This is a genomic window from Brevibacterium epidermidis NBRC 14811 (genome assembly GCF_001570805.1).
Classification (GTDB): Bacteria; Actinomycetota; Actinomycetes; order Actinomycetales; family Brevibacteriaceae; genus Brevibacterium; species Brevibacterium epidermidis.
In genome coordinates this window covers 157,172-170,829 of record NZ_BCSJ01000018.1, presented here as the reverse complement: position 1 = coordinate 170,829, position 13,658 = coordinate 157,172, and the positions used below count along the sequence as shown (strand labels likewise).

Genomic DNA, 13,658 nt, shown 5'->3' with positions numbered 1-13,658 from the left:
GATGAATGACTTCTCGAGAGCCAAGGTCCGAGCCGTCGTCTTCGACGTCGGTGAGACTCTTGTCGACGAGACTCGGATGTGGGCCGATCATGCGGAACGTGCTGGAGTGACGTCGTTGACGTTCTTCGCTGTGCTTGGGGCGCTGATCGAACGAGGAGACGATCACAGCGGGATCTGGACTGAGCTGGGACTACGTCCACCTGCTGAACTGACTCAAACTGAACCTGTCGATCTGTACCCCGACGCAATCGACTGTATTGAGACCATTCGGGCGACGGGCACGATAGTGGGAATCGCCGGAAACCAACCTTCCGGACTCGCTCGACGATTGAGCCGTCTGAAGGTCCCCGTCGACTTCATAGCTTCTTCGTCCGAGTGGGGAGTAAAGAAGCCGTCGAGAGGGTTCTTTGCTCGGGTGATCGATGCTGCAGCAGTGCCCGAAAGCGAGATACTCTATGTCGGCGATCGGGTAGATAACGACATCGCACCAGCCAACTCAATGGGCATTCGGACAGCATTCCTGATGAGAGGCCCATGGGCACATATTCAGCGGCATCGTCCTGAAGCAGAGTTTGCCGATCTGAAACTCGATTCACTGGAACAGCTGCGCGACATATTCGTTGACGCGGCGAAACCTCCGAATGTGGTATGCGGCGACGGTGGAGATGTCAGCTGAAGCTCTCGATCTTGTCTACCCCTTCACCGGTCGCTGGTTGGTCCAGAACAGCCCCGCCGACCAGGTGCCCAGCCACGGCACGACCCGTTTCGCGACCTCGTACGCGATCGACTTCGTGCCGGTCGATGCCTCGGGACGGTCAGCCGTGTTCGGACTCGGCTCGCTGTTTCGCCCGGAACCGCCGGAGCAATTCATCGGTTTCGGCCGCAGCGTGCTCGCACCCGTCGCCGGCGTTGTTGTCGCCGTCCACGACTCAGCGACCGATCATCCTGCCTATCGGGGACTGCCTTCGCTCGGCTATGCGATGACTCAACGCAGACGGGCCGATGCCGGATGGCTCGCGCTCGCAGGGAACCACATCATGATCCGGACCGGAACCGCCGTTGTGGCCCTCTGCCACCTCCAACAGGGAAGCGTCCAATTCCAGGTCGGACAGACTGTCCAAATAGGTGAGAAGCTCGGGCGCTGCGGGAACTCAGGCAACAGCACCGAGCCCCATCTGCATGTCCAAGCGATCAGCAGTCTTGACATCGCCCGCGCAGACGCTGTGCCGATTCGCTTCAGCGGAACTCTCCCGCCCGCTGGTGACATCGTCGATCGGCGACCCTCCGAACTCCATCAACGACTATTGTCCGCACCCCGGTTCCGACTTATGGTGAGAGGACACGGACACATCCGCTCCGCGCCTCCGGCCGCCATCGGACGAGGCACGTGAAGTGGGGTGGATGGACGCACACGAAGGAGTGTCATGGCAGTCTACTCAGCACCCGGTACCGACGGCGCGCTTGTCACGTTCAAGCCCCGTTATGAGAACTACATCGGAGGAGAGTGGGTGCCGCCGAAGGATGGCAACTACTTCGAGAACATCACCCCGGTCACCGGGCAGGTATTCACCGAGATCCCCAGCTCCACCGCAGACGATGTCGAGACCGCACTCGATGCCGCATGGGCCGCCGCACCGGCCTGGGGCAAGACCCCGGTCGCCGAACGTGCGAACATCCTGCTCAAGATCGCTGACCGCATCGAATCCAACCTCGAGATGCTCGCCGTCGCCGAGACATGGGACAACGGCAAGGGAATCCGCGAACCGCTGGCCGCGGACCTGCCGCTGGCCGTCGACCACTTCCGCTACTTCGCCTCCGCCATCCGGGCGCAGGAAGGCGGCATCTCACAGATCGACGATGACACCGTCGCCTACCACTTTCACGAGCCCCTCGGCGTGGTCGGACAGATCATTCCCTGGAACTTCCCCCTGCTCATGGCCACATGGAAGCTCGCTCCGGCGCTCGCCGCCGGAAACTGCGTCGTCCTCAAACCCGCGGAGCAGACTCCCGCATCGATCCTCGTCCTCGCCGAACTCATCGGCGACCTGCTGCCTCCCGGCGTTCTCAACATCATCAACGGATTCGGCGTCGAAGCCGGCAAACCGCTCGCGTCGAACAAACGCATCCGCAAGATCGCCTTCACCGGTGAGACCACGACCGGCCGCCTGATCATGCAGTACGCCTCGCAGAACATCATCCCGGTCACCCTGGAACTCGGCGGCAAGTCGCCGAACATCTTCTTCGACGACGTCATGGCCGCCGACGACAGCTATCGAGACAAGGCACTCGAAGGCTTCGCGATGTTCGCTCTCAACCAGGGCGAGGTCTGCACCTGTCCGTCGCGTGCGCTCGTCCAGGAATCGATCTTCGACGACTTCGTCGCCGCCGGCGTCGAACGCGTCCGATCGATCAAACAGGGCAACCCGCTCGACACCGACACCCAAGTCGGAGCGCAGGCCTCGAACGACCAGTTCGAGAAGATCATGTCCTACCTCAAGATCGGCAAGGACGAAGGCGCCGAGGCGCTCATCGGCGGCGACAAGGCCGAACTCGATGGCGACCTCGCCGGTGGCTTCTACATCCAGCCGACGATCTTCAAAGGCACGAACAAGATGCGCATCTTCCAGGAGGAGATCTTCGGACCCGTCGTGGCGCTGACCTCGTTCTCCGACTACGACGACGCCATCGGCATCGCCAACGACACCCTCTACGGCCTCGGCGCCGGAGTCTGGGCACGCACCGGCAACACCGCCTACCGCGCCGGTCGCGACATCCAGGCTGGCCGCGTCTGGGTGAATAACTATCACGCCTACCCGGCCCACGCCGCGTTCGGCGGATACAAGTCCTCGGGCATCGGACGCGAGAACCACAAGATGATGCTCGACCACTACCAGCAGACGAAGAACCTGCTGGTCAGCTACTCCGAAAATGCACAAGGATTCTTCTGATGAGTGATTTAGCCGAAACAGCAGCTCTCGAGTCGACACCGACGATCGAGGGCGAAGAGAAATCGCGAGTGGCGATGACTCAGGCCGCCATCGACCTGCTCGCCAGCCTCGTCGACAAACACGGACAGCTCATGTTCCACCAGTCCGGCGGCTGTTGTGACGGCTCGTCGCCCATGTGCTTCCCCGAAGGCGACTTCCTCACCTCGGAAGCCGATGTGCTGCTCGGACACTTCGAACTGCCCATCGACGACGCCGACAAAGCCGGACTGGACTTCTGGATGTCGACGGAACAGTTCGAGTACTGGAAGCACACGCATCTGACGATCGATGTGGTGCCGGGCCGGGGGAGCGGCTTCAGCGTCGAATCACCGACGGGAAACCGCTTCATCATCCGCTCGACGCTCATGGACGTCGCCTGAGCTGAAGCGCCCTGCCGGTCACCGAGTGACAGACGGGCTGAGTGCCGAGGAACGCATGCGCACATGCGTTCCTCGGCACTCAGTGCGTTTTTCGACGTTGCCTATTTCAGTTTCTCGGGCTCGCCGAGGGAGAGCATCAGCCGGTTCGCCCAGTTGAAGAAGGCAGCGCAGCTGAGGGCGTCGATGATGTCGCCGTCGCCCAGCCCAGCCGCACGCAGCTGATCGACGTGCCGCGCACCGAAGGTCTGCGGAGTCAGCGTCAGTGCCACCGAGGCATCGACGACGGCATCCCACACCTGATCGCCGAGGCGGGACTCCGTGCCGATTCCTTCGTCGAGGAGGCGCTGCACGAGGTCCCGGCGCCCGGATTCCTCGGTGGCCCGATCGGCGTGGACCGAGGCGCAGAACAGGCATCCGTTGAGACGGGAGGCCGCGGTCGCGGCGAGTTCGCGCTCGGCCCTACCGAGCCCGTCGGTGGTGTTGAAGAAGATGTCGAAGTCGGTCAGGGTCCGTGCCTTGAGCGCGGCAGGATCCCTCGCGAGCAGCCGGAAGTAGGGGTTCTTCGCCCGTCCCGCTTCGATGAGGGCGTCCCGTTGGTCATCGCTCAGGTCTGCCTCGGCGACGGGGGCGATCCACGGCACCCAGCCGAGCCCGCCCTGCTGGAACAGTTCGGGACGGTTGAGATTCGGATACGTCTTCACCCGGTCCCCGACGGACTGCAGTGCCTCTTCCACCCTCGCCGAGGCGGGGCCGTCGTCCACGTCGTGCGTGGACGGGGCTGCGTCGTCCGGGGATTCAACCGTGGACGACGTCGCGGTGAGTGCGGCGAGTCCGGTGCTGATGCGGATCTGGAAGTTGAGGAACGAAACCAGCTGAGCCAGCGTGACGATGCCGTCCTCGTCCCAACCTGCCTCGAGCAGCAGCGCCAGGTGGTCCGGACGGCTGTCGCGCGGATGGAGGACGAGCAGATGCGCGAACTCGAGCCCGGCCACCAGCTTCTCACCGAGTCTCTCCGCCGTCGCCTTCGCAACAGAGAGCCAGGGCCCGGGAACGTTTTCGCCCGCCAGAGCCTGGGACTCGAAGTCTCCGTACGGTCCACGTCTGGCCGATTCCGCGGCGGTCGCCTCGTCGAGGAGTTCGGCGACTGCCCAGGACGCGGACTCGTCTTCGTCGCGCAGCAGATCCCGGTAGAACTCCTCGGCCCGCGCGGAACCGAGCAGGCCCGCGGTGAATGCGGCGACCGCATAACGGTCGCGGAAGCTCACGCCCTTCGGATCGGCGGGTTCGAGCAGAGCCTCGAAGCTCAGCTGAGCATTCTCCTTCGCCTGTGCCCGGTGATCACGCAGGCCATCGAGAGGATCATTCGCCGCGATTCCGGCGAGGAGGTTGATGATATCGGCCATCTCAGTGCACCCGCTCCTTCGTCACGGAGAAACCAAGGGCCGGGGCCACCTCGGTGGCCAGCAGTTCGATCGACCGCAGAGCGGTCTCGTTCGTCGCCGGAACCGAATGCACCTGGAAGCTGACGTCTGTGGCCCGATCGAGGACGCGGTCATGGTGCAGGCGTTCGCTCACCTGCTCAGGAGTGCCGAGGTAGGTGTCGGTGGCGTTGAGGAGCTCATCGAGGCTGAGACCGGATGTGTCATAGCCGACGAGGCGGTCGGCCTCAGCCCGCAGAGCCGGTTCGGTGATCTCACGCAGCCGGGGCAGGTCTTCGGCATCGGCGACCACGGCGGTGCGGGAAGCGAGGATCCGCGGTTCGACCCCGTCCGGCAGCTGGGAGAGATAGGTGTCGATGACCGGCAGCTGCACCTCGTCGAGGCGTGCCGCCGGGTTGTCCTGGGGACGCGGCTGAGTCCTGGAGAGCATGAGTCCGTCACCGGCAGCGCCGGCCGCACCGGCACCGCCGGCGGAGAACGTCGCCTGCCACAGGCGTCGTTCGAGACTCGGACGCTCCGCGTCGGGAACGGGATAGAGACTGTGATCGGTGGGAAGCCGGTCGCCTGAGAACAGGGTGCGCAGTGTTGCGAGGTTGTCGGCGAAGACCTCGCGACGGTCATCGAAGCTCGTGCCGAAGGCTGGGAAGGACTTCGGATTCCCGCCGGAGCCCAGACCGATCTGGAGGCGACCGGCGGAGAGTTCGTCGAGGACGGCGGCGTCTTCGGCCACGCGCACGGCATTCTCCATCGGCAGGGTGATGATCGCGGTGCCCAAGTCGATCCGGGAGGTGCGGGCGGCGGCATGGGAGAGGAAGACGAGCGGGGACGGCAGCCCGCCCTCTGCCGCGGAGAAGTGGTGCTGGGCGACCCATGCCGAATGGAAGCCGAACTCCTCGGCCGTCTCGATCTGTTCGAGGGCGAAGCGGTAGCGCTGAGCTGCCGGGGCGTCCTCGAGCAGGCGAGTGAAGAATCCGAGCTTTGGTCCGGTCGCCTGGGTGTCGGTCGGTTGAGGGGTCATGGTTCTCAGCTTTCTGCTGCTGCGGTGAGCAGGGTCGGGGTTGCGGGTCGAGTGTTCGCAGGCGCTGCATCGGCCGACAGCGTTGCGGGACGGGGGATCGCCTCGAGCAGAGTGCGAGTGTAGGCGGAACGCGGGCGAGTGAAGATCTCTTCGGTCGCGCCATCGTCGACAAGGTGTCCGTGCGACATCACGGACACCGTATCAGCGATCTGGCGGACGACGGCGAGGTCATGGGTGATGAAGACGTAGGTCAGGCCGAGCTCCCTCTGCAGCTCATCGAGCAGGGTCAGGATCTGCGCCTGCACGGTCACGTCGAGAGCCGAGACCGCCTCGTCGAAGACGACGAGTTCGGGTTCGACGATGAGGGCACGGGCGATCGCCACTCGCTGCAGCTGCCCGCCGGAGAGTTCGGCGGGACGCCGGTCGAGGAAGTCGGTCGGCAGCGCCACTCGATCCATGGCCTCGGCGACGAGTCGAGGGCGGGAGGTGCGGTCACCGAGGCGGAAGTTGCGCAGAGGTTCGGTCAGGGTCGAGCGGATCGAATGCTTGGGATCAAGAGCGGAGAACGGGTTCTGATGGACCAGTTGGACGGAGCTCCGGAACTCCCGCAGACGCTGACGTGAGGGACGACCGCGTCCGAGTTCCGCGGCGTCGAAATCGCCGATGCGCACTTGCCCGGACTGGGGTGTGAGGAACCCGCTCAGGGCCTTGCCCGTGGTCGTCTTGCCCGAACCGGATTCGCCGACGAGTCCGTGCGTGGTCCCGCGCGCCACCGTGAAATCCACACCTTCGACGCCGGTGATCTGATCACCCGTGCGGTCGAAGATGTGGGTGAGTGATTCGACGGAGACGAACGGGGTGTCAGTCCGCGTGGTCGCCTCGGTGCGGTCCGGACGTGCCTTCGTCTGCAGCGCAGGGGCATCGGCTATGAGGCGGGAGGTGTACTCGGTGGCCGGGTCGGAGAAGACACGGCCGGCGTGTCCCGATTCGACGATGCGTCCGCCCTGCATGACCACGACCTCGTCGGCGCGCTCGCCGGCGACGGCGAGATCGTGGGTGATGAAGAGGACGCCCATCCCGGTCTCGGCGCGCAGCTCGTCGAGGAGGTCGAGGACCTGCTTCTGGACGGTGACGTCGAGGGCGGAAGTGGGTTCATCGGCGATGAGCAGGCGCGGACGCAGCGCGATGGCGGCGGCAATGAGCACCCGCTGCCGCATCCCGCCCGAGAGCTCGTGCGGGAACTGATCGGCCCGCTTCTCCGGCTGGTCGATGCCGACCCGGTCCAGCAGCTCGATGACCTGAGCACGAGCCTCTGCCCGGTTGGCTCGGCGGTGGATGCGCAGCGCCTCGGCGACGGATTTCCCGATCGTCTGCAGCGGATTGAGCGAGGACCCCGGGTCCTGTGGGACATAGCCGATCTGGGAACCGCGCACACCGCGCCACCCGGAGGTGCCCAGGCTGAGCAGATCGAGATCGCCGAGGCGTATCCGCCCGTTCGCGACCCTGGCCGATGGCGGGAGCAGGCCGATGGCCGCGTTCGCCGTCGTCGACTTCCCCGAACCGGATTCCCCGACCACGGCGGTCATCGAACCGGGACGGACCACGAGGTCGAGTTCGCTCACGGCAGGTGCCGCGGAGCCGCCTCGGCGGGTGTATTCGACGGAGAGACCGTCGATGCGCAGCAGTGAGGAGTCGGTCATGATGTCACCTTTCGCAGGGTGTTGCCGATCTGGTGGGTGGCGAGCACGATGGCCATGACCACGAGGCCGGGCAGCACGGTCAGCCACCACGCGGTGGCGACGAAGTTGCGGCCCTCGGCGATGATGAGGCCCCATTCCGGGGTGGGCGGCGGAGTGCCGTATCCGAGGAATCCGAGAGTGGAGATCTGGAGGATCGCCGAACCGACCTGGAGCACCGCCAGTGAGAGCACGGGAGAGACCGAATTCGGCAGGATATGGCGGACCAGGACGGAGAAGAAGGTGCCGCCGGATCCGTAGGCCGCGGCCACGTAGTCGCTCGTGTTGATCTGCACCGCCTGGGACCTGGCCAGTCGTGCGAACTGGGCGATGGCGGTGACTCCGACGGCGATGGCCGCGTTGATCGTTCCGAAACCGAGGACGACGACGATCGAGAGACTGAGCAGGATCGCGGGGATGGACAGCAGCACATCGATCAGGCGCATGAGCACATCGTCGACGAACCCGCGCCGGGTGCCGGCGATGAGTCCGATCGTGGTGCCGACGATCAGCCCGACCCCGACGGCCACGAGCGCGGCCAGCAGGGACTGGGAGGCGCCGTAGACGACGCGGGTGAAGGCATCGCGGCCGGTCTGGTCGGTGCCGAACCAATGCTCGAGGCTCGGGGCCAGAAGGGCGGGGGTGTCTCCGCCGTCGTTGGGATCGAAGTGGGTGAAGAGACCGGGGAACAGCGCCCAGGCGATGGCGATGAGCAGCACCAGCGCCGAGGCGATCGTGGCCGGGGTGAGTGCCGCATGTACCCGGCCGCTGCGTGCGCGGGAGCGCGGGCGGTCGTTGCCGTTCGGGTGGGTGTCCTGAGCGTGGGTGGAGACTGTGCTCATGCGTTCTTCTCCTTCGACTCGTCGGTCCAGTCGAGGTCGACGCCGACGCTGGCCGCGGTCGCCGTCAGCGCCCGACGGGTGGATTCGTCGTGGCTGCGCAGGCCCGACCTCGCCGAGGCGGTGCTGCGTTTCGTCCGCAGTCGGACGTCGATGACGGGGTAGAGGAGGTCGACGACGAGGTTGATGATGACGTAGCCGAAGGTGGCGATGACGACGACGGCCAGCAGGATCGGATTGTCCCGGTGGGTCACGGCCTGGGCGGTGATGAGCCCGATGCCGTTGCGACCGAACACGGTCTCGGTGACGACGGCACCGGCGACGAGCTCACCGAAGACGAGCCCGATGATCGTCAGTCCCGGCAGCACCGCATTGCGGGCGACGGTGTGGACGAGGATCCACAGTTCGGAAGCGCCCTTCGCGGTGGTGACCTTGACGAATCCGGAAGCCTGCACCTCGGTGATGGAGCGGATGAGCACCTGGGCGATCGGGGCCGACAGCGGAACCGCCACGGTCAGGGTCGGCAGCACGAGCGCCTCGGCGGGGCCGGGATCGACGACGGAGACGAACCCGAGCTGGAAGGAGAAGACCTGGATGAGCAGGATTCCGAGCCAGAACACGGGGATCGAGATGAAGAGGCTGGGCACCGAGTCGAGGACCCGACGCACTCGCGCGGCCGGCCCGGTGGCCGGACCGAAGGTCGCGAAGACGGCGATGATGACGGCGAGGACGAGTGCGGTGACGAACCCGGAGGCAGCGAGCACCGCGGTCGAGGGCAGTGCTGCTGTGATGATCGTCGACACGGCGGCACCGGTCTGCACCGAATAGCCGAAGTTCCCGGTGAGGAACCCGGTGAGACTCGTGAGGTAGCGGCCGAACCAGGACTCGTCGGCACCGGTGGCGTTTCGGATCTCGGCGATCTGATCGGGGGAGAGGCCGAGGGCCGGATCGGCGAAGCGGGCCGTGACGCCGTCACCGGGGATGAGGCTGAGCAGGATGAATGCCGCGGTGAACGCGAGCAGCAGCACGAGGACCGCTTGGCCCAGGCGCAGGATGAGGTAGCGGGTGTCGAGGATCATTTCTCTCCTGCCAGCCAGGTGCTGTAGAAGTCGGGCCGTCCCACGGGTTCGGTGGCGAAGCCGTGGACGCGGCGGCGGAAGGCGAAGACCTGCGGCTCTTCGAAGAACGGCAGCACATAGGCCTGGTCGACGAGGTAGTTCTGGACCGCCTCGGCGGCTTTTTGGCGCTTCTCCTGGTTCGGTTCGGAGGCCAGCGTCTCGAGGAGTTCGTCGACCTTCGCATCGACCGAATCGTCGTCGGCGTCGGCCCGGCCGACTCCGTTGAGGAAGACATCGCGGTTGACTGAGGAGTAGTTCGAACGCAGGTTGTCGAAGTCGGCGCGGGCGACCATCGAATGGTAGATCTGCACGGTGTCGAGTTCGAGGGCGTCGAGGGTCTGCTTCGATTGGTCGCCGGGATTGATCGACAGGCGCACGCCCACGCGGCGCAGCTGCTGTTGGATGAGGGTCTGGACCTCGTTCGACCGCGGCTGCGGCAGGGCGATATTCACCGTCAGCGCCAACGGCTGGCCGTCCTTGACGCGGTAGCCGTGTCCGTTGCGCTCACTCCACCCGGCCTCGTCGAGGAGGCGGTTGGCCCTGTCCGGGTCGAAGTCCCAGGATCCCGACTGGTCGACATACCCCATGGCGCCCTTGGCCAGCAGACCGGTGGCCAGCGGGTAGTTCGGGGTGAAGAGCTTGTCGACGATCTCCTGCCGATCGATGGCGGCGATGAGCGCTCGCCGGACGTCGATATCGGCAAGCAGGTCATGGCGGAACCGGAAGTTGATGCTGTTGTTGATTCCGTTCGTCGCCTTCGCATAGAGGCGCAGCCCCTGTTCGGTGACACGCGACTCATCCGGTGCCTGGACATCGCGGACGCCGTCTGCCTGCCCGGAGAGCACGGCTCCGATGCGCACGGAGTATTCGTTGTTCGTCAGATAATCGATGCCGTCGAGGTGGGCCCGGCCCTGATGCTTCAGGTGCGGGGGCGCCCAGTCGTAGTCCTCGCGGGCACGGACGGAGAGTTTCGTGCCGATGGTCTCGGCCGTGATGTGGAAGGGCCCGCAGGTGTGGATCTGCGTGGCTCCGCCCGGGCCGAAGCCTTCGGCATCGAGGTCGAGAGTGGAATCGGCGAGCAGGCCCGCGTTCATCGTCGACGTCGCTTGGGCGAAACCGGGGGAGGGTGCCGAGAAGTGGAACCGGACCCGATTCCCGTCGAGGACTTCGCTGCGTTCGTAGTTCGAGATCTGCTCGGACACCGGCAGTGTGCGTGATTCGTCGCCGCGGCCGAAGAGGTCGAAGTTCTTCGCCACATTCTCCGGTGTCAGCGGTGAACCGTCCGAGTAGGTCACGCCCTTGCGGATGGTGAAGGTGTAGGTCGTGGCCTCGGCGTCGGTCTCCGGCAGGTCGGTGGCCAGCCACGGATGGAGCTCGAGGGTCTCGGGATCCTGCCACAGCAGGCGTGCCGAGATGTTGTTCATGATTCCGCCGTTCGGGTAGAAGCCGACCGACGGCGGGTAGAGCAGGGTCCAGGTCTGGGGTTCGAAGTAGGTGAGCACTCCGCCGCGGACGGGTTCGCCTTCGGCCAAGGAACCGGAGTCGTGGGGAGTGCAGGCGGTGAGGGTGAGCAGAGTGCCGAAACCGAGACCGAGGCTCAGTACCGAGCGGCGGTCGAGGCGGCGGTCAGTCAGGCGCTGAGTCAGACGCGCTGAGGTGGAGAGACGGTGATCCGTCATGGGACGTCCTTCGGGCAAGAGGAATGGAACAGAGGGAACTGAGCCGGATAGTTCAACAATATGCGGACATTGCGGGCGCCATTGGCGGCTGGCAGGGGCAGTGTCCGGTATGGGGCCCGAAGTGGATGTGCATGCCCTGAGTAAAACGCATCCGTGCAATCCGCGTCAATCCGGGGCTTAATATTGAGACATGTTGAACACATCGAGTTTCGATCATCTGGTCATCGCCGTGCCCGACCTTGAGGAATATGTTGAGCAATCGTCGGCTCGTCTGGGGGTGAGAGCGATCGACGGCGGGGCCCATCCGGGATTGGGGACAGCCAATGCGCTGCTCGGACTCGAGCTCGGCGACGACCTCACCGAGTCGCTCGGGCTCAAGCCGGAGAACGGTGCGAACCCACTCACGTACCTCGAGATCCTCGGCCCCGATCCCGAGCAGGACCCAGCGCTCGCGGCAGGGCGCTTGGCCGGGATCACCGCACCGACCGTGCAGCGGTGGGCGATCCGTCCGGACGATTTCGACGGAGTCGTCACGGCCGCTGCGCGTGCACGGGAACCGCGCGTCGACCTCGGCGAGGTCCATGACATGACCAGACGCCGACCGGACGGGGAGGTGCTCGATTGGCGCCTGACCAGGCGCACCCCGCTGCCGTGGTCGGGAATCCAGCCGTTCCTCATCGATTGGAAGGACTCCGAGCATCCGGCGAGCCAGAAGATGCCGCGGGTCCGTCTCGAGCAGCTGTGGGCCGCGAGTGATCAGCCGGCTGCGGTCGGCTCGATCCTCGACTTCTTCGGCATCGCTCTCGACATCATTGCCCCAGGCCGCCAAGAGGGGGAGACTGAGGGCCTACACGCTCATCTGAAAGGTCCGGGTGGATCATGGACGCTCTGAACACCATTCCCGCGCAGCTCGACCACCTCATCATCACGGTGCCCGACCTCGAGGCCGGGGTCGCCGCCGTCGAAGAGGCCACCGGGGTGCGTGCGATTCCCGGCGGCTCGCACCCGGGGCGGGGGACCGCGAACTTCCTCCTCGGGCTCGCCCCGACGGGCTGGCCGGAGGGAGCGCACACCTACCTCGAGATCCTCGGCCCCGACCCGCAGCAGGAGAAGCCCGCTGACGGCACCCTTCCGCTCGACGCACATCTGGCCACCGAGCCGACCCTGCAGACCTGGGCCATCCACCCGCCGGCGTTCCTCGCGAAGGTCGCGGCCGCGAACACCGCGGGCATCGACTTCGGCGAGGTCCAGGACATGGCCCGCGATACTGCCGAAGGCGACCGTCTCGAGTGGCGGCTGACCACGCGTTCTCCGCTGCCGCACGAGGGTGCGCAGCCGTTCCTCATCGACTGGGGCGAATCCGTCCATCCCGCCGAGGCGGCCCTGCCCACCCTTGAGCTGCTCGAATTCCGTGTGGAATCGCCCGAGCCCGAGGCGGCGCGGCAGGTGCTCGAGGTGCTCGGAGCCGGTGACACCACGGTGGTCGAGGGGTCGAACTGCCGTCTGCGTGCCAGATTGCGCGGACCCGGCGGCATCCTCGATTTCTGATCACTCGCCGAGAAACGGGCTGCGTGTCGAGAAACGCGTGCGCACACCCGTTTCTCGACACGCAACCCGTTTCTCGATGAATCGGCAGGAGATAGACTCACAGGCGTGCTCAGTCGAACCCGTCTTGTCTCCCGTCCACGCCTCCGCACCCTGACCTCGCTTGCCGCTGTCTCGCTGACCGTCGGACTGAGCGCCTGCGCGCCCGCCGCCGACGAAGAGACCCGGCCGACCCCGAAAGCGGCCGAAACGCAGGCCGCCTCGCCGGGCCCGAGCGGCTCAGCCACCGAAACCAGCGAGCCCACCGAGACCTCGAGCATCGACGACGCGGGAGCCGCCGGGGTGAGCGAAGGCGATATCGACACCCACGGCAGCGGCGAATGGGACCGGCCGAAGGACGAGACCGGACCCAACCGCGACGACGGCAAGACCTTCAAGGTCGCCCTGCGTGTCGAAGACAACCTGCCCATCGACGTCGATGAGGCAGGCGACTTCATTATCAAGACCCTCCAGGACGAACGCGGCTGGCAGGACATGGACGATGTCTCCATCGAACTCGTCGACGAAGGCCAGGACACGATGATCTCCATCGCCAGCCCCGACGCGGTCGACGAGATGTGCCTGCCGCTGCGCACCCTGGGCAAGCTCTCGTGCCGCAACGGCCCCAACGTCATCCTCAACGCCAAGCGCTGGGTGTCTGCCACGGACGAATTCGACGACATCGTCCAGTACCGGCAGTACCTCATCAACCACGAGGTCGGTCACGCGCTCGGCCACGGACACGAGTCGTGCCCGGGGCCTGGCGAGACCGCTCCGCTCATGCAGCAGCAGACGAAGGGTCTGCAGGGGTGCAAGCCGAACGGGTGGCCCTCGAAGGGCTGACCGCGCGCTGGCCGGTCACTGCGTGTGACGGCGAC

Annotated in this window: 13 protein-coding genes; 7 read left to right on the top strand and 6 right to left on the bottom strand. The window is 65.7% G+C overall.

Features of this window, described 5'->3' with window-relative positions; translation table 11 throughout:
- Position 1 precedes the first annotated feature (1 nt).
- From BEP01S_RS15310 to BEP01S_RS15295, 4 genes are read left to right on the top strand one after another with little or no spacing between them, the layout of a single operon-like run.
- The gene (locus tag BEP01S_RS15310; RefSeq protein ID WP_062244964.1) at positions 2 to 676 is read left to right on the top strand and encodes an HAD family hydrolase; all 675 of its coding nucleotides are present in this window, start codon (positions 2 to 4) and stop codon (positions 674 to 676) included.
- Positions 666 to 1,391 (top strand): M23 family metallopeptidase, encoded by a 726-nt coding sequence (locus tag BEP01S_RS15305; protein WP_244882289.1) that lies wholly within the window; start codon positions 666 to 668, stop codon positions 1,389 to 1,391. The genes BEP01S_RS15310 and BEP01S_RS15305 overlap by 11 nt, the downstream gene beginning before the upstream one ends.
- Positions 1,392 to 1,424: 33 nt before the next feature.
- Positions 1,425 to 2,948: an aldehyde dehydrogenase gene (gene adh, locus BEP01S_RS15300; protein ID WP_062244961.1), complete on the top strand. Its 1,524-nt coding sequence runs from the start codon at positions 1,425 to 1,427 to the stop codon at positions 2,946 to 2,948.
- Positions 2,948 to 3,367 carry a DUF779 domain-containing protein gene (locus BEP01S_RS15295; protein ID WP_039207858.1) on the top strand — a complete coding sequence of 140 codons (420 nt, stop codon included), beginning with the start codon at positions 2,948 to 2,950 and terminating at the stop codon, positions 3,365 to 3,367. The genes adh and BEP01S_RS15295 overlap by 1 nt, the downstream gene beginning before the upstream one ends.
- 101 nt (positions 3,368 to 3,468) lie before the next feature.
- Here BEP01S_RS15295 and BEP01S_RS15290 read toward each other — a convergent pair whose 3' ends face one another.
- From BEP01S_RS15290 to BEP01S_RS15265, 6 genes are read right to left on the bottom strand one after another with little or no spacing between them, the layout of a single operon-like run.
- Positions 3,469 to 4,770, bottom strand: coding sequence for an alkylhydroperoxidase domain protein (locus BEP01S_RS15290; RefSeq protein WP_062244958.1), 1,302 nt, complete (start codon positions 4,768 to 4,770; stop codon positions 3,469 to 3,471).
- Position 4,771: 1 nt separating this feature from the next.
- Entirely contained in the window at positions 4,772 to 5,824 is a 1,053-nt protein-coding gene (locus BEP01S_RS15285; RefSeq protein ID WP_062244955.1) for a putative FMN-dependent luciferase-like monooxygenase, read from the bottom strand.
- A gap of 5 nt (positions 5,825 to 5,829) precedes the next feature.
- Positions 5,830 to 7,524, bottom strand: coding sequence for a dipeptide ABC transporter ATP-binding protein (locus BEP01S_RS15280; RefSeq protein WP_062244952.1), 1,695 nt, complete (start codon positions 7,522 to 7,524; stop codon positions 5,830 to 5,832).
- Complete coding sequence (locus tag BEP01S_RS15275; protein ID WP_062244950.1) at positions 7,521 to 8,402, bottom strand: ABC transporter permease; 882 nt, start codon at positions 8,400 to 8,402, stop codon at positions 7,521 to 7,523. The genes BEP01S_RS15280 and BEP01S_RS15275 overlap by 4 nt, the downstream gene beginning before the upstream one ends.
- Positions 8,399 to 9,478 (bottom strand): ABC transporter permease, encoded by a 1,080-nt coding sequence (locus BEP01S_RS15270; protein WP_062244947.1) that lies wholly within the window; start codon positions 9,476 to 9,478, stop codon positions 8,399 to 8,401. The genes BEP01S_RS15275 and BEP01S_RS15270 overlap by 4 nt, the downstream gene beginning before the upstream one ends.
- On the bottom strand, positions 9,475 to 11,196 hold the full coding sequence (locus BEP01S_RS15265; protein ID WP_062244944.1) for a TIGR04028 family ABC transporter substrate-binding protein: 1,722 nt from the start codon (positions 11,194 to 11,196) through the stop codon (positions 9,475 to 9,477). The genes BEP01S_RS15270 and BEP01S_RS15265 overlap by 4 nt, the downstream gene beginning before the upstream one ends.
- A 190-nt stretch (positions 11,197 to 11,386) precedes the next feature.
- On the opposite strand from BEP01S_RS15265, the gene BEP01S_RS15260 reads away from it, so the two are divergent.
- The 3 genes from BEP01S_RS15260 (at position 11,387) to BEP01S_RS15250 (ending at position 13,623) form a co-directional block, all read left to right on the top strand.
- On the top strand, positions 11,387 to 12,088 hold the full coding sequence (locus tag BEP01S_RS15260) for a VOC family protein (RefSeq protein ID WP_062244941.1): 702 nt from the start codon (positions 11,387 to 11,389) through the stop codon (positions 12,086 to 12,088).
- Entirely contained in the window at positions 12,076 to 12,744 is a 669-nt protein-coding gene (locus tag BEP01S_RS15255; protein WP_062244938.1) for a VOC family protein, read from the top strand. The genes BEP01S_RS15260 and BEP01S_RS15255 overlap by 13 nt, the downstream gene beginning before the upstream one ends.
- A 105-nt stretch (positions 12,745 to 12,849) precedes the next feature.
- Positions 12,850 to 13,623: a DUF3152 domain-containing protein gene (locus tag BEP01S_RS15250; RefSeq protein WP_062244936.1), complete on the top strand. Its 774-nt coding sequence runs from the start codon at positions 12,850 to 12,852 to the stop codon at positions 13,621 to 13,623.
- The last annotated feature ends 35 nt before the right edge of the window (positions 13,624 to 13,658 follow it).

Excerpts from the sequence above, each read along its gene's own strand:
- BEP01S_RS15260 (WP_062244941.1), top strand. The coding sequence starts at position 11,387 with ATGTTGAACACATCGAGTTTCGATCATCTGGTCATCGCCGTGCCCGAC.
- BEP01S_RS15255 (WP_062244938.1), top strand. The coding sequence starts at position 12,076 with ATGGACGCTCTGAACACCATTCCCGCGCAGCTCGACCACCTCATCATC.
- BEP01S_RS15305 (WP_244882289.1), top strand. The coding sequence starts at position 666 with ATGTCAGCTGAAGCTCTCGATCTTGTCTACCCCTTCACCGGTCGCTGG.
- BEP01S_RS15275 (WP_062244950.1), bottom strand. The coding sequence starts at position 8,402 with ATGAGCACAGTCTCCACCCACGCTCAGGACACCCACCCGAACGGCAAC.
- BEP01S_RS15265 (WP_062244944.1), bottom strand. The coding sequence starts at position 11,196 with ATGACGGATCACCGTCTCTCCACCTCAGCGCGTCTGACTCAGCGCCTG.
- BEP01S_RS15285 (WP_062244955.1), bottom strand. The coding sequence starts at position 5,824 with ATGACCCCTCAACCGACCGACACCCAGGCGACCGGACCAAAGCTCGGA.
- BEP01S_RS15310 (WP_062244964.1), top strand. The coding sequence starts at position 2 with ATGAATGACTTCTCGAGAGCCAAGGTCCGAGCCGTCGTCTTCGACGTC.
- BEP01S_RS15290 (WP_062244958.1), bottom strand. The coding sequence starts at position 4,770 with ATGGCCGATATCATCAACCTCCTCGCCGGAATCGCGGCGAATGATCCT.
- adh (WP_062244961.1), top strand. The coding sequence starts at position 1,425 with ATGGCAGTCTACTCAGCACCCGGTACCGACGGCGCGCTTGTCACGTTC.
- BEP01S_RS15280 (WP_062244952.1), bottom strand. The coding sequence starts at position 7,524 with ATGACCGACTCCTCACTGCTGCGCATCGACGGTCTCTCCGTCGAATAC.
- BEP01S_RS15270 (WP_062244947.1), bottom strand. The coding sequence starts at position 9,478 with ATGATCCTCGACACCCGCTACCTCATCCTGCGCCTGGGCCAAGCGGTC.
- BEP01S_RS15295 (WP_039207858.1), top strand. The coding sequence starts at position 2,948 with ATGAGTGATTTAGCCGAAACAGCAGCTCTCGAGTCGACACCGACGATC.